15 protein-coding genes are annotated in these 15,406 nt (G+C 71.9%); 12 read left to right on the top strand and 3 right to left on the bottom strand.

All coding sequences use genetic code 11. The annotated features are described in order from the left end of the window. Positions 1-83: 83 nt before the first annotated feature. The gene (locus tag ABZ272_RS18420) at positions 84-1,454 is read right to left on the bottom strand and encodes a glycosyl hydrolase family 18 protein (RefSeq protein ID WP_355051135.1); all 1,371 of its coding nucleotides are present in this window, start codon (positions 1,452-1,454) and stop codon (positions 84-86) included. 205 nt (positions 1,455-1,659) lie between these two features. On the opposite strand from ABZ272_RS18420, the gene ABZ272_RS18415 reads away from it, so the two are divergent. The 3 genes from ABZ272_RS18415 (at position 1,660) to ABZ272_RS18405 (ending at position 4,483) form a co-directional block, all read left to right on the top strand. Next, a complete protein-coding gene (locus ABZ272_RS18415; protein WP_355051134.1) occupies positions 1,660-2,769 on the top strand; it encodes a Xaa-Pro peptidase family protein in 1,110 nt (369 codons plus the stop codon). After that, positions 2,766-3,908, top strand: coding sequence for an acyl-CoA dehydrogenase family protein (locus tag ABZ272_RS18410; RefSeq protein ID WP_355051133.1), 1,143 nt, complete (start codon positions 2,766-2,768; stop codon positions 3,906-3,908). Before ABZ272_RS18415 ends, ABZ272_RS18410 begins: the two co-directional genes overlap by 4 nt. 68 nt (positions 3,909-3,976) lie before the next feature. Then, positions 3,977-4,483 (top strand): Lrp/AsnC family transcriptional regulator, encoded by a 507-nt coding sequence (locus tag ABZ272_RS18405; protein WP_355051132.1) that lies wholly within the window; start codon positions 3,977-3,979, stop codon positions 4,481-4,483. Here the strand turns inward: ABZ272_RS18405 and ABZ272_RS18400 are convergent. Further along, positions 4,413-5,024, bottom strand: coding sequence for a histidine phosphatase family protein (locus tag ABZ272_RS18400; RefSeq protein WP_355051131.1), 612 nt, complete (start codon positions 5,022-5,024; stop codon positions 4,413-4,415). The genes ABZ272_RS18405 and ABZ272_RS18400 overlap by 71 nt on opposite strands. A gap of 156 nt (positions 5,025-5,180) precedes the next feature. On the opposite strand from ABZ272_RS18400, the gene ABZ272_RS18395 reads away from it, so the two are divergent. The 3 genes from ABZ272_RS18395 to ABZ272_RS18385 all read left to right on the top strand — a co-directional run bounded on the left by ABZ272_RS18395 (position 5,181) and on the right by ABZ272_RS18385 (position 6,959). Continuing rightward, positions 5,181-5,375 carry a CsbD family protein gene (locus ABZ272_RS18395; protein ID WP_355051130.1) on the top strand — a complete coding sequence of 65 codons (195 nt, stop codon included), beginning with the start codon at positions 5,181-5,183 and terminating at the stop codon, positions 5,373-5,375. Between the two features lie 73 nt (positions 5,376-5,448). After that, on the top strand, positions 5,449-5,790 hold the full coding sequence (locus ABZ272_RS18390; protein ID WP_355051129.1) for a YnfA family protein: 342 nt from the start codon (positions 5,449-5,451) through the stop codon (positions 5,788-5,790). Positions 5,791-6,278: 488 nt separating this feature from the next. Beyond that, a complete protein-coding gene (locus tag ABZ272_RS18385; protein WP_355051128.1) occupies positions 6,279-6,959 on the top strand; it encodes a polysaccharide deacetylase family protein in 681 nt (226 codons plus the stop codon). 25 nt (positions 6,960-6,984) lie between these two features. On the opposite strand, the gene ABZ272_RS18380 is transcribed toward ABZ272_RS18385, so the two are convergent. Continuing rightward, a complete protein-coding gene (locus tag ABZ272_RS18380; RefSeq protein ID WP_355051127.1) occupies positions 6,985-8,376 on the bottom strand; it encodes a lysine 2,3-aminomutase in 1,392 nt (463 codons plus the stop codon). A gap of 153 nt (positions 8,377-8,529) precedes the next feature. On the opposite strand from ABZ272_RS18380, the gene ABZ272_RS18375 reads away from it, so the two are divergent. The 6 genes from ABZ272_RS18375 to ABZ272_RS18350 are packed head-to-tail and all read left to right on the top strand — an operon-like array spanning position 8,530 to position 15,190. After that, on the top strand, positions 8,530-9,579 hold the full coding sequence (locus ABZ272_RS18375; RefSeq protein WP_355051263.1) for a zinc-binding alcohol dehydrogenase: 1,050 nt from the start codon (positions 8,530-8,532) through the stop codon (positions 9,577-9,579). Between the two features lie 4 nt (positions 9,580-9,583). Next, on the top strand, positions 9,584-11,149 hold the full coding sequence (locus ABZ272_RS18370) for an amidohydrolase (protein ID WP_355051126.1): 1,566 nt from the start codon (positions 9,584-9,586) through the stop codon (positions 11,147-11,149). Positions 11,150-11,171: 22 nt separating this feature from the next. Then, positions 11,172-12,734 (top strand): lysine 5,6-aminomutase subunit alpha, encoded by a 1,563-nt coding sequence (locus tag ABZ272_RS18365; protein WP_355051125.1) that lies wholly within the window; start codon positions 11,172-11,174, stop codon positions 12,732-12,734. Beyond that, complete coding sequence (locus ABZ272_RS18360; RefSeq protein ID WP_355051124.1) at positions 12,727-13,476, top strand: OAM dimerization domain-containing protein; 750 nt, start codon at positions 12,727-12,729, stop codon at positions 13,474-13,476. The genes ABZ272_RS18365 and ABZ272_RS18360 overlap by 8 nt, the downstream gene beginning before the upstream one ends. Further along, entirely contained in the window at positions 13,473-13,862 is a 390-nt protein-coding gene (locus ABZ272_RS18355; protein WP_355051123.1) for a hotdog domain-containing protein, read from the top strand. The genes ABZ272_RS18360 and ABZ272_RS18355 overlap by 4 nt, the downstream gene beginning before the upstream one ends. Next, a complete protein-coding gene (locus ABZ272_RS18350) occupies positions 13,859-15,190 on the top strand; it encodes a glutamate mutase L (protein ID WP_355051122.1) in 1,332 nt (443 codons plus the stop codon). The genes ABZ272_RS18355 and ABZ272_RS18350 overlap by 4 nt, the downstream gene beginning before the upstream one ends. The last annotated feature ends 216 nt before the right edge of the window (positions 15,191-15,406 follow it).

The following is a 15,406-nucleotide window of genomic DNA, read 5'->3' as shown; positions in this document are numbered from 1 at the left end:
GGAGATCTTGGACAGTTTCCGTCAGCCGATGACGGAACCTGTCCAAGATCTGCTCGGAGGTGCGATTCAGCGTACGGGTCGGGTCAGGCCGGGAGCGTCCAGCGCTGGTTGGCGCCGGCGAAGCACTCCCAGATCTGCAGGCGGGTGCCGTCGGCCGAGGTGTTGTCGGTGACGTCCAGGCACTTGTTGGACTGCGGGTTGCGCAGCGTGCCGTTCGACTGTGCCTGCCACACCTGCGCGCCGCTGCCGTTGCAGTCGTAGAGCTGCACCTTCGCGCCGTTGGCGGTGGAGCCGCTGGTGATGTCGGCGCACTTGCCGAGGGCGCGCAGCGTGCCGTCGGTGGCGACGGTCCAGGTCTGCGCGGTGGTGCCGTTGCAGGTGTACAGCTGGACGGCGGCGCCGTTGGCGCTGCTCGCGGCCGCCACGTCGACGCACTTGCCGCCGAGCCCGGTGATCCGGCCGGTACGACCCGACGGCGGCGGGGTGGTGCCGCCCATGATGGTGTCGTACATGGCGCTCACCAGCGAGGTGGAGCCGGTGGTGTCCTGCGACAGCTCCCAGTTCATCACGCCGCCGGCGTTGGCGAGGGCCCACTGCGTCTTGCGCTTGACGGTCGGGATGCCGTTGTAGCACTGCTGCGCGCCGCCGGCCGTGGTGCAGTCCCGGTTGGCGTTGGCCGGGTCCAGGGCGACGAGCGCCGAGTACGTGTAGTAGCCGGGGCGGCTGTAGAAGGGGATGCCGAGGACGGCCTTGCTGGCCGGCAGTCCACGGGACTTCCACAGGTTGATGCTGTTGATCGACCAGTCGTAGTTGGAGTGCGGGCTACCGCCGTCGTACGCCATGATGTTGAGCCAGTCGACCTGGCTGAACACGGCGGTCGGCACCCCGTCGAGGTAGTAGCCCTCGGAGACGACGGCCGCGGTGAGCAGCTTGCCCCGGCTGTGCATGGCGCTGCCGAGCTGGGTCATGAGCTGGGTGTAGTTGTTGGCCGAGGCGCCCGGGTCGGGGTACTCCCAGTCCATGTCGACGCCGTCGAGGTTGTACTGGTTGACGAAGTTGACCAGGTTGTTGACGAACGCCGTCCGGCTGCCCGAGTTGCCCGCGAGGGCTTCGAAGGCCGAGTCGTTGCCGTCGTTCCAGCCGCCGACGGCGATGGAGACCTTGACGTTGTTGGCGTGTGCCTGGGAGACGAGCGAGGAGAGTTTGCTCGGGTTCTCCACGGCGCGCAGGCTGCCGTCGTTGTTGGGCAGCACGAAGGCGTAGTTGATGTGGGTGAGCTTGTTGTACTGGATCGTGTTGACGTTGCCGGCCCACGAGGGCATGTAGCCGACGCTCTTGAAACCGTTCGGCAGTACCACGGCCTGCGCGGCGGTGGGGACGAGGGCGACGGTGGTGGCGGCGGTGGCCAGGGCGAGCAGGCCGGCGCTGAGGACGCGGCGCAGTGGTGAGGACATGGGGGCCTTCCCGTGGGCGGGGGACGACACCCGCCCACGCAGGGTGTCGCGGGCGGGAGGTGCGGGGGACGCAGGAACGGGTGGGCCTCGAGGCAGCCAAATCTTAAAGAGTGTTAACTGTCGGCGTCAATCAACGCCGGTGGATTTCCGCCGCAGGGACGTACACGGCTTCTGGCGGTCCCCAAACGACCGTTAAGCTGACCGGGTGGGAACCGACGAGCTGTACCCGCCGGACCGGCTGGTCGCCGCGCAGCGCGCCACCGCCGCTGCCGGCCTGGACGCGCTGCTGCTCACCCCCGGCTCCGACCTGCGCTACCTGACCGGCTACGACGCCCACGCGGGGGAGCGGCTGACCTGCCTGGTGCTGCCCGCCGAGGGCGAGCCCACGCTCGTGGTGCCCCGACTGGAACGTCCCGCCGCAGAGGCTTCGACCACCACCGGTCTGCGCATCGTCGACCATCCCGACGGCGCGGATCCGTACCCCCTGGTCGTGGCCGCCCTCGACGGCCCGGCGGCGGCGGTCGGGCTCGCCGACCGGATGTGGGCCGAGCAGGTCCTCGCCCTGCGCGCGGCGCTGCCCGGCGCCGCGCAGCGGCTCGCCGGCGACGTGCTGCGCGAGCTGCGGATCCGCAAGTCCCCGGCGGAGATCGCGGCCCTCGCCGAGGCCGGCGCGGCGATCGACGAGGTGCACCTGCGCATGGGTGAGTGGCTGCGACCCGGGCGCACCGAGGTCGAGGTGGCCGCCGACATCGCCGCCGCGATCCGCGCCGCCGGGCACGTCAGCGTCGACTTCGTCATCGTGGCCGCCGGCCCCAACTCCGCGAGCCCGCACCACGGCACCTCGGACCGGCCGATCGGCGTCGGCGAGCCGGTGGTGGTCGACATCGGCGGCACCATGCCGTCGGGCTACCGCTCGGACTGCACCCGCACCTACCTGGCGGGCGGGACCGCGCTGGCGGAGTTCCTGGAGTACTACACGGTGCTGCACGCCGCGCAGCGCGCGGCGGTGGCGGCGGTCCGCCCCGGCCGCACCGCGGCGGCGGCCGACGCGGCGGCCCGGACGCCCATCACGGCCGCCGGATACGGTGACGCGTTCCTGCACCGCACCGGGCACGGCATCGGCCTGGACGGTCACGAGGAGCCCTACCTGGTGGCCGGGAACGACCGGCCCCTGGAGGCCGGCATGGCGTTCTCCATCGAACCGGGCATCTACCTGGCGGGCCGGCACGGCGCCCGCATCGAGGACATCGTCGTCTGCACGACGGACGGCGTGCAACGGCTCAACACCACCCCCACGGAGCTCATCGCGCTATGACTGTCGACCGGATCCTCCCCACCGACGAGGCCCACGACCTGCTGGACCTCGCTACCGAGCTGGCCGACCGTGAGTTGGCGCCCAAGGCCGCCGGCTTCGAGGAACGCGCCGAGTTCCCCCGCGAGGTGCTGCGCACGATCGGCCGCGCCGGCCTGCTCGGTCTGCCGTACGCCGAGGAGCACGGCGGCGCGGCGCAGCCGTACGAGGTGTACCTCCAGGTGCTGGAGATCCTGGCCAGCCGCTGGCTCGCGGTCGCCGAGGCGGTCAGCGTGCACACCCTGAGCTGCTACCCGGTGGCCGCGTTCGGCACCGACGAGCAGCGCAAGCTGCTGCCGGACATGCTCGGCGGCGAACTGCTCGGCGCGTACTGCCTCTCCGAGCCGCAGGGTGGCTCGGACGCGGCGGCACTGAGCACCCGGGCGGTCCGCGACGGCGACGCGTACGTCGTCTCCGGCACCAAGGCGTGGATCACGCACGCCCACAGCGCCGACTTCTACAACGTCTTCTGCCGCACCGGCGGTCCCGGCCCGAAGGGCATCTCCTGCCTGGTGGCCGACGCGGGTACCGCCGGCATCGCGCCGCAGGCGGCGGAGCGGACCATGGGGCTGCGCTCCTCGCCGGTGGCGCAGATCGTCTTCGACGGGGCCCGGGTGCCGGCCGACCGGCTGGTCGGTGGCGAGGGGGCCGGGTTCACCATCGCGATGTCCGCGCTGGACTCCGGCCGGCTCGGCATCGCGGCCTGCGCGGTGGGGCTCGCCCAGGGGGCGCTGGACTACGCCGTCGGCTACGCGCGGGAGCGGCAGCAGTTCGGCCGGTCCATCATCGACTTCCAGGGCCTCGGCTTCCTGCTCGCCGACGCGGCCACCCAGATCTCCGCGGCCCGCGCGTTGACCCTGGCGGCGGCGCGGCTGCGCGACGCCGGGCGGCCGTACTCGATCGAGGCGGCGAAGGCGAAGCTGTTCGCCACCGACATGGCCATGCGGGTGACCACCGACGCCGTGCAGGTGCTCGGCGGGGCCGGCTACGTGGCCGATCACCCGGTGGAGCGGTACCTGCGCGAGGCGAAGGTGCTGCAGATCGTGGAGGGCACCAACCAGATCCAGCGGTTGGTGATCTCGCGGGCGCTCGCGAAGAGCTGACCAGGCCCGGGGCGGCGCGGCGGGGTTCCTCGTCGCCGTCGCGCCGATTTCCCGGTAGGTTGCTCGCCGTGGAGGAGATCGACCGCGCCATCGTCGCCGCCCTGACCGCTGACGGCCGCCTGTCGTACACCGACCTGGCCGAGCGGGTGGGACTGTCGGTGTCCGCCGTGCACCAGCGCGTACGGCGGCTGGAGCAACGCGGCGTCGTCAAGGGGTACGCGGCCCGGGTCTCCTTCGAGGCGCTGGACCTGCCGCTGACCGCGTTCGTGGCCATCCGACCGTTCGATCCGTCGCAGCCGGACGACGCGCCGGAGCGGCTCGCCCACCTACCCGAGATCGACTCGTGCTACTCGGTCGCGGGGGAGGACTTCTACCTGCTGTTGGTGCGGGTGGCCAGCCCGACGGACCTGGAGCGGGTGTTGCAGGAGATCCGCACCTCGGCGAACGTGACGACCCGGACGACGGTGGTGCTGTCCACGCCGTACGAGAACCGTCCGCCGAAGATCAGTGCCGGGGCGCCTGGTCGGTCGCGGTCCCGGGCGCCGGAGGAGCCGGCTGGTTCCACCGCAGGATGACCTGCCGGCCGTGCTCGTGACCGAGGGCGCTCACCGTCGCGGTGTCCAGGCGCAGTCGTCCGCCGGCGGACGGCGGTAGCCCGATCCAGCGGGCGCCGAGCACCCGCAGGCTGTGCGCGTGGCCGACCAGGGCCACGGTGCCCCGGTCGAGCAGCGGGGTGACGCGGGCCAGCACGCGGTCGAGACGCTCGCCCACCTGGGCGGGTGACTCCCCGCCGGGGCAGCCGTCGGTCCAGATGTTCCAGTGCGGGTCGTCGTCGTGGATGTCGACAGTGGTGCGGCCCTCGTACTCGCCGTAGTTCCACTCGCTGAGGTCCTCGTCGACGGCGTCGACGGTGAGCCCGGCGAGCTGCGCGGTGCGTAGCGCCCGGGAGCGGGGACTGGCCAGGACGGTGGCGAAGCGCCGGCCGGCGAGGAACGCCGCGAGGGTGCGGGCCTGTCGCTCGCCGTCGGGGGTCAGCTCCAGGTCGGTGTACGAGGTGTGCCGCAGGCTGGCGCTCCAGGTGGTCTCGCCGTGCCGGATCAGCAGGAGCTCTCCCATGCGGCCAGTTAACCACCGTGGCGGCGTGGCCCGGGCTGCCCTCCCTCAACCTATCTTCCTAGGATGCCTTACTGGGTGTGCCGACCGGCACCACCGGTTTCAGCACCCGGAGAGCGGGCAAGCGAACGGCGACAACCGCCAGACCGAGGAGGCGCGATGAGCTTCACCGAGAAGGCAAAGAACAAGGCTGAGCAGATGGCCGGCGCCGCGAAGGAGCGGGTCGGCGACATGACCAACAACGAGCGGATGCGTGGCGAGGGCGCCAGTGAGCAGAGTGACGCGCGCGCCAAGCAGGCCGGTCAGAACGTGAAGGACGCGGGTCGCAACGTGAAGGACGCCTTCAACAAGTGACCTGAGCGTCGTGGGGTCCCCGAACAGATGCTGTTCGGGGACCCCACGCGTGCGAGCCGTTAGGGTCGGCGGCGTGACCGTGCTTCGTTCGCTGGTGTTGTTCGCGTTGGCTGCCCTCGCCGAGATCGGCGGTGCCTGGCTCGTCTGGCAGGGTTGGCGTGAGCAGCGCGGCCTGTGGTGGATCGCCGCCGGTGTGGTCGCCCTCGGCTGCTACGGCTTCGTGGCCACGTTCCAGCCGGATCCGAACTTCGGTCGCATCCTGGCCGCGTACGGCGGCGTGTTCGTGGCCGGCTCGCTGGGCTGGGCGATGGTGGTCGACCGATTCCGTCCAGACCGCTGGGACCTGACCGGCGCAGCCCTGTGCCTACTAGGCGTAGCCATCATCATGTACGCCCCCCGCACCCCAACCCCGTAACCCCCACGCCCCCTCCCAGGCCCCCTCTACCCCGTCGATCATGGAGTTGTGGTGGGGACGAAACACTCGCGAGACCGTGAATCAGGCACCACAAGTCCATGATCGACGCCTGCTAGGAGGCCCAGGGCTCCCGCTTGCGGCGATCTTGCACTTCCTGTGGTGGCGTAAGGCGCATCTCGCTTATTTCGGCGACCGAAAGTGCAAGATCGGCGTGAGGTGGGCGGGGGCGGCGGGGCGTACCCGCTTCTGGGATGATGCGGCGCGTGAGGGGACCACGGCTGCGCTCGTTCCGGTGTGGGGTGCTGGTTGTGGTGGTTTCGCTTGGCGTGGGCGGGTGCGCGGCTTCTCGGGTGCCGCCGCCGGAGCGGCCGACGTTCGTTGGATCCTCCGCCGCGCCCTCGGTGTCGGCGGCCGCGCCCTTGGCCAGCAGCGCCGCATCGACAGCTACTCCGACGCCGGGCGTGGCGAGCGTCCCGGGGGCGTCGAGGGTGGGGGCCAGGGCGCCGGTGGTCGACCATGGGCCACGGGTTGGCACCCGGGTCGCGCTGACGTTCGACGCGGACATGACCGACGGGATGCTGGCCAATCTGCGCAGTGGCAAGGTGCGGTCGTACGCGAACCTGCGGATCCTCGACCTGCTGGAGCGCGAGCAGGTGCCGGCGACGTTCTTCCTGACCGGCAAGTGGGTGCAGCGGTACCCGGAGGTGACCCGGCGGATCGCCGGCAATCCGCGCTTCGAGTTGGCGAACCACACCTACGGGCACGCGGCGTTCACGGCGGACTGTTACGACCTGCCTCGGCTGCCGGTCGACGAGCTGGCCGCCGACGTGGCGAAGACGTTCGAGGTGACCGCGCCGTACGGGGGACGGCAGACGCGGTACTTCCGCTTCCCGGGGTTGTGCCACGACGCGGCGGCGTTGGACGCCCTCGCGCCGTTGGGCGTGACGGTGGTGGACGGTGACGTGGTGAGCGGCGATCCGTTCGCGAAGGCGTGGAAGCCGCTGGTGCGGGCCGTCCTGGACCACGTCCGGCCCGGCTCGGTGGTGATCATGCACGTGACCGAGGCGAACGCGGCGATGACCGATGAGGCCTTGCCGCACATCCTGGCCGGGTTACGCGAGCGTGGGTTGACGCCGGCGCCGTTGTCGGAGGTGCTGGCCGCCGGTTGAGTGGGCGGCCAGCACCTCGGGTACGTCAGTCGTCGCGGTGGTCGGCCCACCACTGCTGGCCGTCGGCGGGCAGGGTGTCGATCGGGTCGTAGTAGGCGTAGCGCTTGTTGAGCGCCTCCAGGTCGGCGGACTCGATGGAGGTGCGGTAGTTCTTGGTCCAGTAGGAGATGCCGCGCTCACGGTCGTAGTCGGTGAGCATGTGGACCCAGCGCTTGCCGACGAAGGGGACGTCGCAGACGATCCGCGGGGTGGCGTAGCCGGGCAGGTAGCCCATGATGTCGTGCTGGAGCTGCTGGGCGTGCCAGACCGGGACCCGCCAGTGCTCGGCGTTGGGGATCATGTCGCACATGTAGAAGTAGTACGGCAGGATGCCCGCTTCGCCCTGCAGGGCGAAGCAGAGGTCGAGCAGGTCGGCGTTCGTGGCGTTGACGCCGCGCATGAGGACGCCCTGGTTGCGGACGTCGCGTACGCCGACGTCGAGCGCGGTCTGGGCGGCCTTGGCGACCAGTGGGGTCAGCGACTGGGCGTGGTTGACGTGGGTGTGGATGGCGAGGTTGACGCCGCGGCGGGCGGCGGTGCGGGCGACCCGTTCGAGGCCTTCGACGACGTCGGGTTGGAGCCAGTGTTGGGGGAGGCCCATGAGGGCCTTGGTGGCGAGTCGGATGTCGCGGACGGTTTCGATGTCGAGCAGCCGCATGAGGTACGACTCGAGATTGCGCCAGGGGACGTTGGCGACGTCGCCGCCGGAGACGACGACGTCGCGTACGCCGGGGTGGTTCTTGAGGTAGGCGATGTGGGCGTCGTAGCGGTCGACGGGCTTGAGGGTGAGCTTGAGTTTCTCGACGGCAGGGGTGGAGTTGCCGACGAGGTCCATGCGGGTGCAGTGCCCGCAGTACTGCGGGCAGGTGGAGAGCAGTTCGGCGAGGACCTTGGTGGGGTAGCGGTGGGTGAGGCCTTCGGCGACCCACATGTCGTGCTCGTGGAGGCTGTCGCGGCTGGCGTAGGGGTGTGAGGGCCAGTCGGTGCGTCGGTCCGAGGCGACCGGGATCATGTAGCGGCGGATCGGGTCGGCGAGCAGCGCTTCGGTGCTCATCGCCGCGAACGGCACCATCGTGTTGATCATCTGCGGGGGCACCAGCATGGACATGGTGGCCAGGGCCTTCTGGTCGGCCTCGAGGTCGGCGTAGAAGGTCTCGTCGACGGTGTCGCCGAGGACGGCGCGCAGCTGCTTGATGTTCTTGACGCAGTTGACGCGTTGCCACTGGGCGCTTTCCCACTGGTCGCGGGTGACGTGTCGCCAGCCGGGGAGGCGGGTCCAGTCGGGTTCGACCAGGGGGCGGCGGTGGTATTCGTACGGCTGCCCGGCGGTCGGTGTGGCGACCGGGGCGTGACGGGGTTGGGGGATGGTCTGGGTCACGGCCCCTCCTCGGTGGTGCGGTGGATCATCGAAGCTCGAAGGCTACTGGAAAATATTCGGCAAAGAAATTAGTCTGCCGTAAGTTTTCCCGTTACGCGAGCCCTGGCCGGGGCTTCGAGCGGCTGCGCAGGGGAGGTTGGCGTGACGTCACCGGTGGGACTGCACCGCGTCGTGCAACCGGCGGGGGTGCTGCCGCAGGCGGCGTGGCGCCTGGACGCGTCGAGGGAGATCGCGCCGAACGAGGTGCGGATCCGGGTGCGGCGTCTGAACCTGGACGCGGCGAGCTTCCGCCAGTTGTCGGAGAAGCACGGCGGGAACGGTGACGCGGTACGCGCCGAGGTGCTGGAGATCATCTCCACGCGGGGCAAGATGCAGAACCCGGTGACCGGCTCGGGTGGGATGTTGATCGGCGTCGTCGAGGAGGCCGGTCGGCGTTCCCCGCTGGGACTCAAGCCCGGCGAGCGGGTCGCCTCGCTGGTGTCGTTGACGCTGACGCCGCTGGTGATCACCGACGGGTTGGCCCGCTGGGACGGTCGTAGCGAGCAGGTGCCGTGTGACGGGTGGGCGATCCTGTTCGCCCGGTCGATCGCGGCGGTGCTGCCGGAGGACGAGGATCCGCAGTTGTCCCTCGCCGTGCTGGACGTGTGCGGGGCGCCGGCGCTGACGGCGCGGGTGGTGTCGCGTCTCGTCGAGGACCGGCGGCGTGCCGGCGATCCGACGCCGGTGAGCGTGGCCGTGATCGGTGGGGCGGGCAAGAGCGGGTCGCTGTCGCTGGCCGCGGCGCGGCGTGCGGGCGCCGCCCGTACCGTCGGGGTGGTTCCGGTGGCGGCGGAGCGCGACGCGCTGACGGCGGCCGGGCTGGCGTCGGTGGTGGCGGTGGCCGACGCGCGGGATCCGGTGGGTCTGTCCACGGCGGTGACCACGGCGTTGGGTACGCCGGCGGACGTGACGGTGGTCTGCGTGGACGTGCCGGGTTGTGAGCACGGGGCGGTTCTGGCGACCGCGGACGGCGGCACGGTGATCTTCTTCTCGATGGCGACGAGCTTCTCGGCGGCGGCGTTGGGCGCGGAGGGGCTGGCGGCGGACGTGACGATGCTGGTGGGCAACGGGTACGTGCCGGGGCACGCGGAGTTGGCGTTGGGGTTGCTGCGTGCCGAGCCGGGGGTGCGCCAGCTTTTCGCGGCGCGGATCGCGGCAGACTGAGGTCATGACGAACCCCTCGACGTTGTACCGCGGCGGCGTGTTGCACTGTCCGGCGGATCCGAGCGCGACCGCGCTGCTGGTGTCCGGTGGGCGGATCACCTGGTTGGGCACGGACGGTGACGCGCCGCCGGCGGACCGGGTGGTGGACCTGGGCGGGGCGCTGGTGACGCCGGCGTTCGTGGACGCGCACGTGCACGCCACGGACACCGGGTTGGCGTTGTCCGGGCTGGAGTTGTCTGGCGTGCGTTCGGCGGGGCAGTTGCTGGACGCGGTGGCGGCCTTCGCGGCGGGTCTGCCGGGGGACGCGGTGGTGCTGGGGCACGGCTGGGACGAGTCGGGTTGGTCGGACGCGACGTTGCCGGACGCGGCGGCGTTGGATCGGGCCGCCGGTGGCCGGCGGGTGTACCTGTCGCAGGCGTCGATCCATTCGGCGTTGGTGTCGTCGGCGTTGCTGGCGGCGTGCCCGCAGGTGGTGGACGCGGCCGGTTACGACCCGTCGGGTTGGCTGCGTCGCGACGCGCACCACGTGGTGCGGGCGGCGGCGCAGGGGTCGGTGACGCGGGCGCAGCGGGTGGCGGCGCAGCGGGTGGCGCTCGGGCACGCGGCGTCGCTGGGTATCGCCGCGGTGCACGAGTGCGGCGGTCCGGAGATCTCCGACGAGGAGGACTTCACGGGGCTGCTGGGCATCTCGGGCGCGGGGGTGCCGGAGGTGTACGGGTACTGGGGTGAGTTGGGTGGCGCGGCGCGGGCGCGGGAGTTGGGCGCGGTGGGCGCCGGTGGGGATCTGTTCGCCGACGGGGCGTTGGGGTCGCGTACGGCGCACGTGTCGCAGCCGTACGGCGACGGTGACGGGTGTGGGCACGGCTACCTGACGGTCGAGCAGGTGCGTGATCACCTGGTGGACTGCGCGGCGCACGGTCTGCAGGGCGGATTCCACGCGATCGGTGACGCGGCGATCGGCACGGTGCTGGACGGGTTCGCGGCGGCGGCGGCGACGCTGGGCGTGGAGCGGCTGCGGGCGGCCCGGCACCGCATCGAGCACGCCGAGATCATGAGTCGGCGGATGATCGCGCGGTTCGTGGAGTACGGGATCGTGGCGAGCGTGCAGCCGGCGTTCGACCGGTTGTGGGGTGGTGCGGGTCGGATGTACGAGGCGCGCCTGGGCCTGGCCCGGTCGTTGGAGTCGAACCCGATGGGTGCGATGCACTCGGTGGGGGTGGCGTTGGCGTTCGGGTCGGATTCGCCGGTGACGCCGCTGGACCCGTGGGGGTCGGTGCGGGCTGCGGCGGCGCATCACAACCCGGCGCAGCGGATGAGTGTGCGGGCGGCGTTCGCGGCGCACACGCGCGGTGGGTGGCGGGCGGTGCACTTGGACGTCGAGGGTGTGCTGGCGTTGGGCGCCCCGGCGACGTTCGCGGTGTGGTCGACGCCGGCCGGTGTCGAGCGGGGCCTGCCGGTGCTGCTGGCCGAGGATCCGGACCTGCGCGGTCCGGACGACCCGACGCCGCTGCCGGTGTGCCGGCGGCTGGTGCTGCGCGGCGAGGTCATCTATGAGGAAGGGTCGTCGTGAGCGAGCAGATGAGCGGTGTGGCGTGACCGGGAAGCTTGATCTTGATCCGGTGTTGGTGGCGCGGGCGCGGGAGTTGGCGCGGCGGGCCGGGCAGCCGGTGGTCGACCTGGCGCGCAGCCACACGACGGTGTCGGTGGAGCGGGCGGTGCTGCGCCTCGCCGGGGTCACGGGCGCCGACCCGGACGGCATTCCGTGGGTGAACCGGCTCGTCGACGCGGTCGTCGCGGACGTCGGCCTGGGGCACGGGGTGGCGGCGCCGGTGTTCGACGCGCTGGTGCGTGAGGGCAGCACCGACGTGACGTTGCTGGCCCAGAAGGCCGCCGCCGGGTCAGTGCGGTTCGGCGTGCCGTCGGGTCGGGCGGCCACGGCGGCCCGGTCGGCGGCCCGCCGGGCGGTCGGCGCGGGGATCCGGCGGATCGACCGGCGGCGGGTCGAGCGGGACCGGCTCGTCAAGCGGCACGGTGACCCGGCGCAGCGGCCGTGGATCTACCTGATCGTGGCGACCGGGGACATCTACGAGGACATCCCGCAGGCGCAGGCGGCGGCGCGGGCGGGCGCGGACGTCATCGCGGTGATCCGGTCCACGGGTCAATCGTTGCTCGACTACGTGCCCGAGGGCGCGACGCGTGAGGGGTTCGCCGGCACGTACGCCACGCAGGAGAACTTCCGGCTGATGCGGGCGGCGTTGGACGCGTCGTCGAAGGAGTTGGGCCGGTACGTGCGGCTGACGAACTACGCGTCGGGTCTGTGCATGCCGGAGATGGCGACCCTGGCCGGCCTGGAACGCCTCGACATGATGCTCAACGACTCGATGTACGGGATCCTGTTCCGCGACATCAACCCGGTGCGCACGTTCGTCGACCAGCGGTTCTCGCGGCAGGTCCACGCCCGGGCGGGGATCATCATCAACACCGGTGAGGACAACTACCTGACCACCGCCGACGCCGTCGACGAGGCGCACACGGTGACGGTGTCGCAGTTGCTCAACGAGTTCTTCGCCCACGAGGCGGGGCTGGCGGACTGGCAGTTGGGCCTGGGGCACGCCTTCGAGATCAACCCGGAGGTGCCGGAGTCGTTCCGGTTGGAGTTGGCGCACGCCCTGCTGGCGCGGGAGTTGTTCCCCGATGCGCCGCTGAAGTGGATGCCGCCGACGAAACACATGACCGGTGACGTGTTCCGGGGCAACCTGCTCGACGGGTTCTTCAACCTGGCGGGGACGCTGACCGGTCAGGGCATCCTGCTGGTGGGGATGATGACCGAGGCGGTGGTGACGCCGTGGCTGTCCGACCGGGACATCGCCCTGCAGAACGTGCGGTACGTCCTCGGCGCGGCCGGCGGGCTGCACGAGGACTTCGTTCCGGCGGCGGGCGGGTTCATCCGTCGTCGCGCCAACCAGGTGCTCGGTGAGGCCCTGGACCTGCTGGAGCGCATCGGGGAGCAGACGCTGCTCACCGCGATCGCCGAGGGCACCTTCGGGATCATGAAGCGGCCCGCGGACCGGGGCAAGGGCCTCGACGGGGTCGCCGCGCACGAGGGCGACTACTACAACCCGGCCACGGAGATCCTGGAGGCGGGTCGTGAGTAAGGCGATCGTTCGGCCGTACGGGGACACCACCGGCGACGGGATGGTGCAGGTGTCGTTCACCCTGCCCGTGCCGCACGACAAGCGGGCCGAGGGCGCGGCGGTGCAGTTGGCCAACAAGATGGGCATCGACCCGGCGATGGTGGTGCACGCCAAACCGATGGGGGACGGGTTCACGTTCTTCGTCGTGTACGGGCGGGTCAACCACCTCGTCGACCTGGCCGCCGTGCAGGTCGTGGAGCGGGACTTCGCGCTGCTGTCGGCCAAGGACGTCAACACGGTGATCAAGCAGCGGCTGCGGCGCAAGCTGTCCGTGGTCGGCGCGTGCATCGGCACCGACGCGCACACCGTGGGCATCGACGCGATCCTCAACGTCAAGGGCATCGCGGGGGAGAAGGGCCTGGAGTACTACCGGGAGCTGAAGGTCACCAACCTGGGCGCGCAGGTCAGCGTCCCGGAGTTGGTGGAGGCCGCGCGGGCGGAGAAGGCCGACGCGGTGCTCGTGTCGCAGGTCGTCACGCAACGCGACGCGCACCTGCACAACACGCGGGAGATGTCGGCGGCGTTCCGGGAGGCCATGCCGGCGGGCAAGCGGCCGCTGCTGATCGTGGGCGGTCCCCGCTTCGACGAGACGATGACCGACGAGTTGGGCGTCGACCGGATCTTCGGCCGGGGCACCACGCCCGGCGAGGTGGCCAGCTACCTGGTGCACGCCCTGATCACGCAACGGAAGGCGAACGCATGACCGACGACGCGCGACTCGGGTTGACGGTGACGCACCGGCGGTACGTGCCGTACGCGCACGCCCACTACGCCGGCAACCTCGTCGACGGGGCGTACGCCCTGGGGCTGTTCGGTGACGTCGCCACGGAGGTGTGCATCCGCACCGACGGCGACGAGGGCCTGTTCGCCGGGTACTCCGACGTGCGGTTCGCCGCGCCCATCCGGGCCGGTGACGTGGTCGAGGTGACGGCGCAGGTGTCGCGGGTGGGCTCCCGCAGCCGCACCCTGGAGTTGAGCTGCGTGGTGGTGTGCCGGGGCCGGCCGGACCGCTCCGAGTCCGCCGCCGAGGTCCTCGACCCGCCGATCGTGGCGGTGACCGCGACCGGCACCGTGGTCGTACCCGCGTGACCTTCGCGGTCTGCGCGGACGTCGGCTCGACGTACACCAAGGCGGCCGTGGTGGACCTGGCCGCCGGTGTCCTCGTCGGCGCGGCGGCCGCGCCCACCACGGTGGGCAGCGACGTGCTGCGCGGCCTGGACGCCGCGGTCACGGCGGCCACCGCCGGGCTCGGGCTGCGCGACGTGCCGTGGTACGTCTGCTCGTCCGCCGGCGGTGGGCTGCGGCTGGCTGTCATCGGCTACGAGGCCCTCGTCACCGCGCAGGCGGGCCGGCGGGTCGGGTTGTCGGCCGGCGCGCACGTGGTGCACACCGCCGCCGGGCGGCTCGACGCGGCGGCCCTGGCCGCGCTGCGGGCGGCCCGGCCGGACGTGGTGCTGCTGGTGGGTGGCACCGACGGCGGCGACGCCGACTCGATCCGCCACAACGCGACCCGGCTGGCCCGCGCCCGCTGGCGCACGCCTGTCGTGCTGGCCGGCAACGCCGATGTCCGCGCCGAGCTGACCGCGCTGTTGGGGGATGCCGGGGTGCCGGTGAGCGGCGCGGACAACGTGCTGCCGCGCATCGGGGTCCTGGAGCCGGCGTCGGCGCGGGCGGCGATCCGGGCGGTGTTCCTGCGACACGTCATCGGTGGTAAACGACTGTCCCGGGGCACCCGTTTCGCGCGGCTGGTGCGGGCGGCCACGCCCGACGCGGTCCTGACCGGGGTGGAGGTGCTGGCCGACACCATCGGTGGCGACCTGGCCGTCGTCGACGTGGGTGGGGCCACCACCGACGTGTACTCGGTGCTCACCCCCGACGAGCGGGCCACCGGCCCGGGCCGCGAGGTCGCCGGCAGTCTGTGGCGTGCCCGCACCGTCGAGGGCGATCTCGGCATGCGGTGGAGCGCCCCGGGCGTGGTGCGTGCCGCCGTCGAGGAGCGGCTGCTCTCCGACGCCGACGACCTCACCGCCGCCGCCGACCGGCGGGCGGCCGACCCGGCGTTCCTGGCCGCCGACGATGCCGAGCGGGCCGTGGACGCGCGGATCGCCACCCTGGCGGCGACGGTGGCGCTGCGCCGGCACGCCCGTGGTGTCGCCACCGGCGAGCGGGCCGGGCGGGACCTGCGGGACGTGCGGCTGCTGGTGGGCTCCGGCGGGGTGCTGCGGCACGCGCCGGCCGACGCGTCGGGGCGGGTGTTGGCGTCGGTTTTGGCCGACCACGCGGGTGGGTGGGCGGTGCCGCGCGCCGCCCGCGCGGTGGTGGACGTCGACTACGTGCTGGCCGCCGGTGGGCTGCTCGCCGAGGAGCATCGGGCGGCGGCGCGGGCGCTGTTGCGCCACCATCTGTGCCCGCAGTGAGACACACCGATCCGACACGCCGTGGCGCAACACACGACAGGCCGGGGTGGGTTGACAGGAGGCGGGGTGCAGCACGTACCGTCTTTGAGTCCTACCACGGGAAGCGGCTGTTGTTCGCTTCGTCCCTTCGTCCGCTGGCCGAGCGACATGTTTTCAGCGTCATCGTCGCGGCGGCCAGGTCCAGCGGGCGGGGGTCGGCGGGGCGGCGCGAACCGG

The sequence above is a fragment of the Micromonospora sp. NPDC005979 genome, from assembly GCF_040614415.1.
Classification (GTDB): domain Bacteria; phylum Actinomycetota; class Actinomycetes; order Mycobacteriales; family Micromonosporaceae; genus Micromonospora.
The sequence above is the reverse complement of the archived record's forward strand: the minus strand, read 5'-3'. Positions and strand labels throughout refer to the sequence as shown.

Excerpts from the sequence above, each read along its gene's own strand:
- ABZ272_RS18420 (WP_355051135.1), bottom strand. The coding sequence starts at position 1,454 with ATGTCCTCACCACTGCGCCGCGTCCTCAGCGCCGGCCTGCTCGCCCTG.
- ABZ272_RS18410 (WP_355051133.1), top strand. The coding sequence starts at position 2,766 with ATGACTGTCGACCGGATCCTCCCCACCGACGAGGCCCACGACCTGCTG.
- ABZ272_RS18400 (WP_355051131.1), bottom strand. The coding sequence starts at position 5,024 with ATGGGAGAGCTCCTGCTGATCCGGCACGGCGAGACCACCTGGAGCGCC.
- ABZ272_RS18395 (WP_355051130.1), top strand. The coding sequence starts at position 5,181 with ATGAGCTTCACCGAGAAGGCAAAGAACAAGGCTGAGCAGATGGCCGGC.
- ABZ272_RS18370 (WP_355051126.1), top strand. The coding sequence starts at position 9,584 with ATGACGAACCCCTCGACGTTGTACCGCGGCGGCGTGTTGCACTGTCCG.
- ABZ272_RS18355 (WP_355051123.1), top strand. The coding sequence starts at position 13,473 with ATGACCGACGACGCGCGACTCGGGTTGACGGTGACGCACCGGCGGTAC.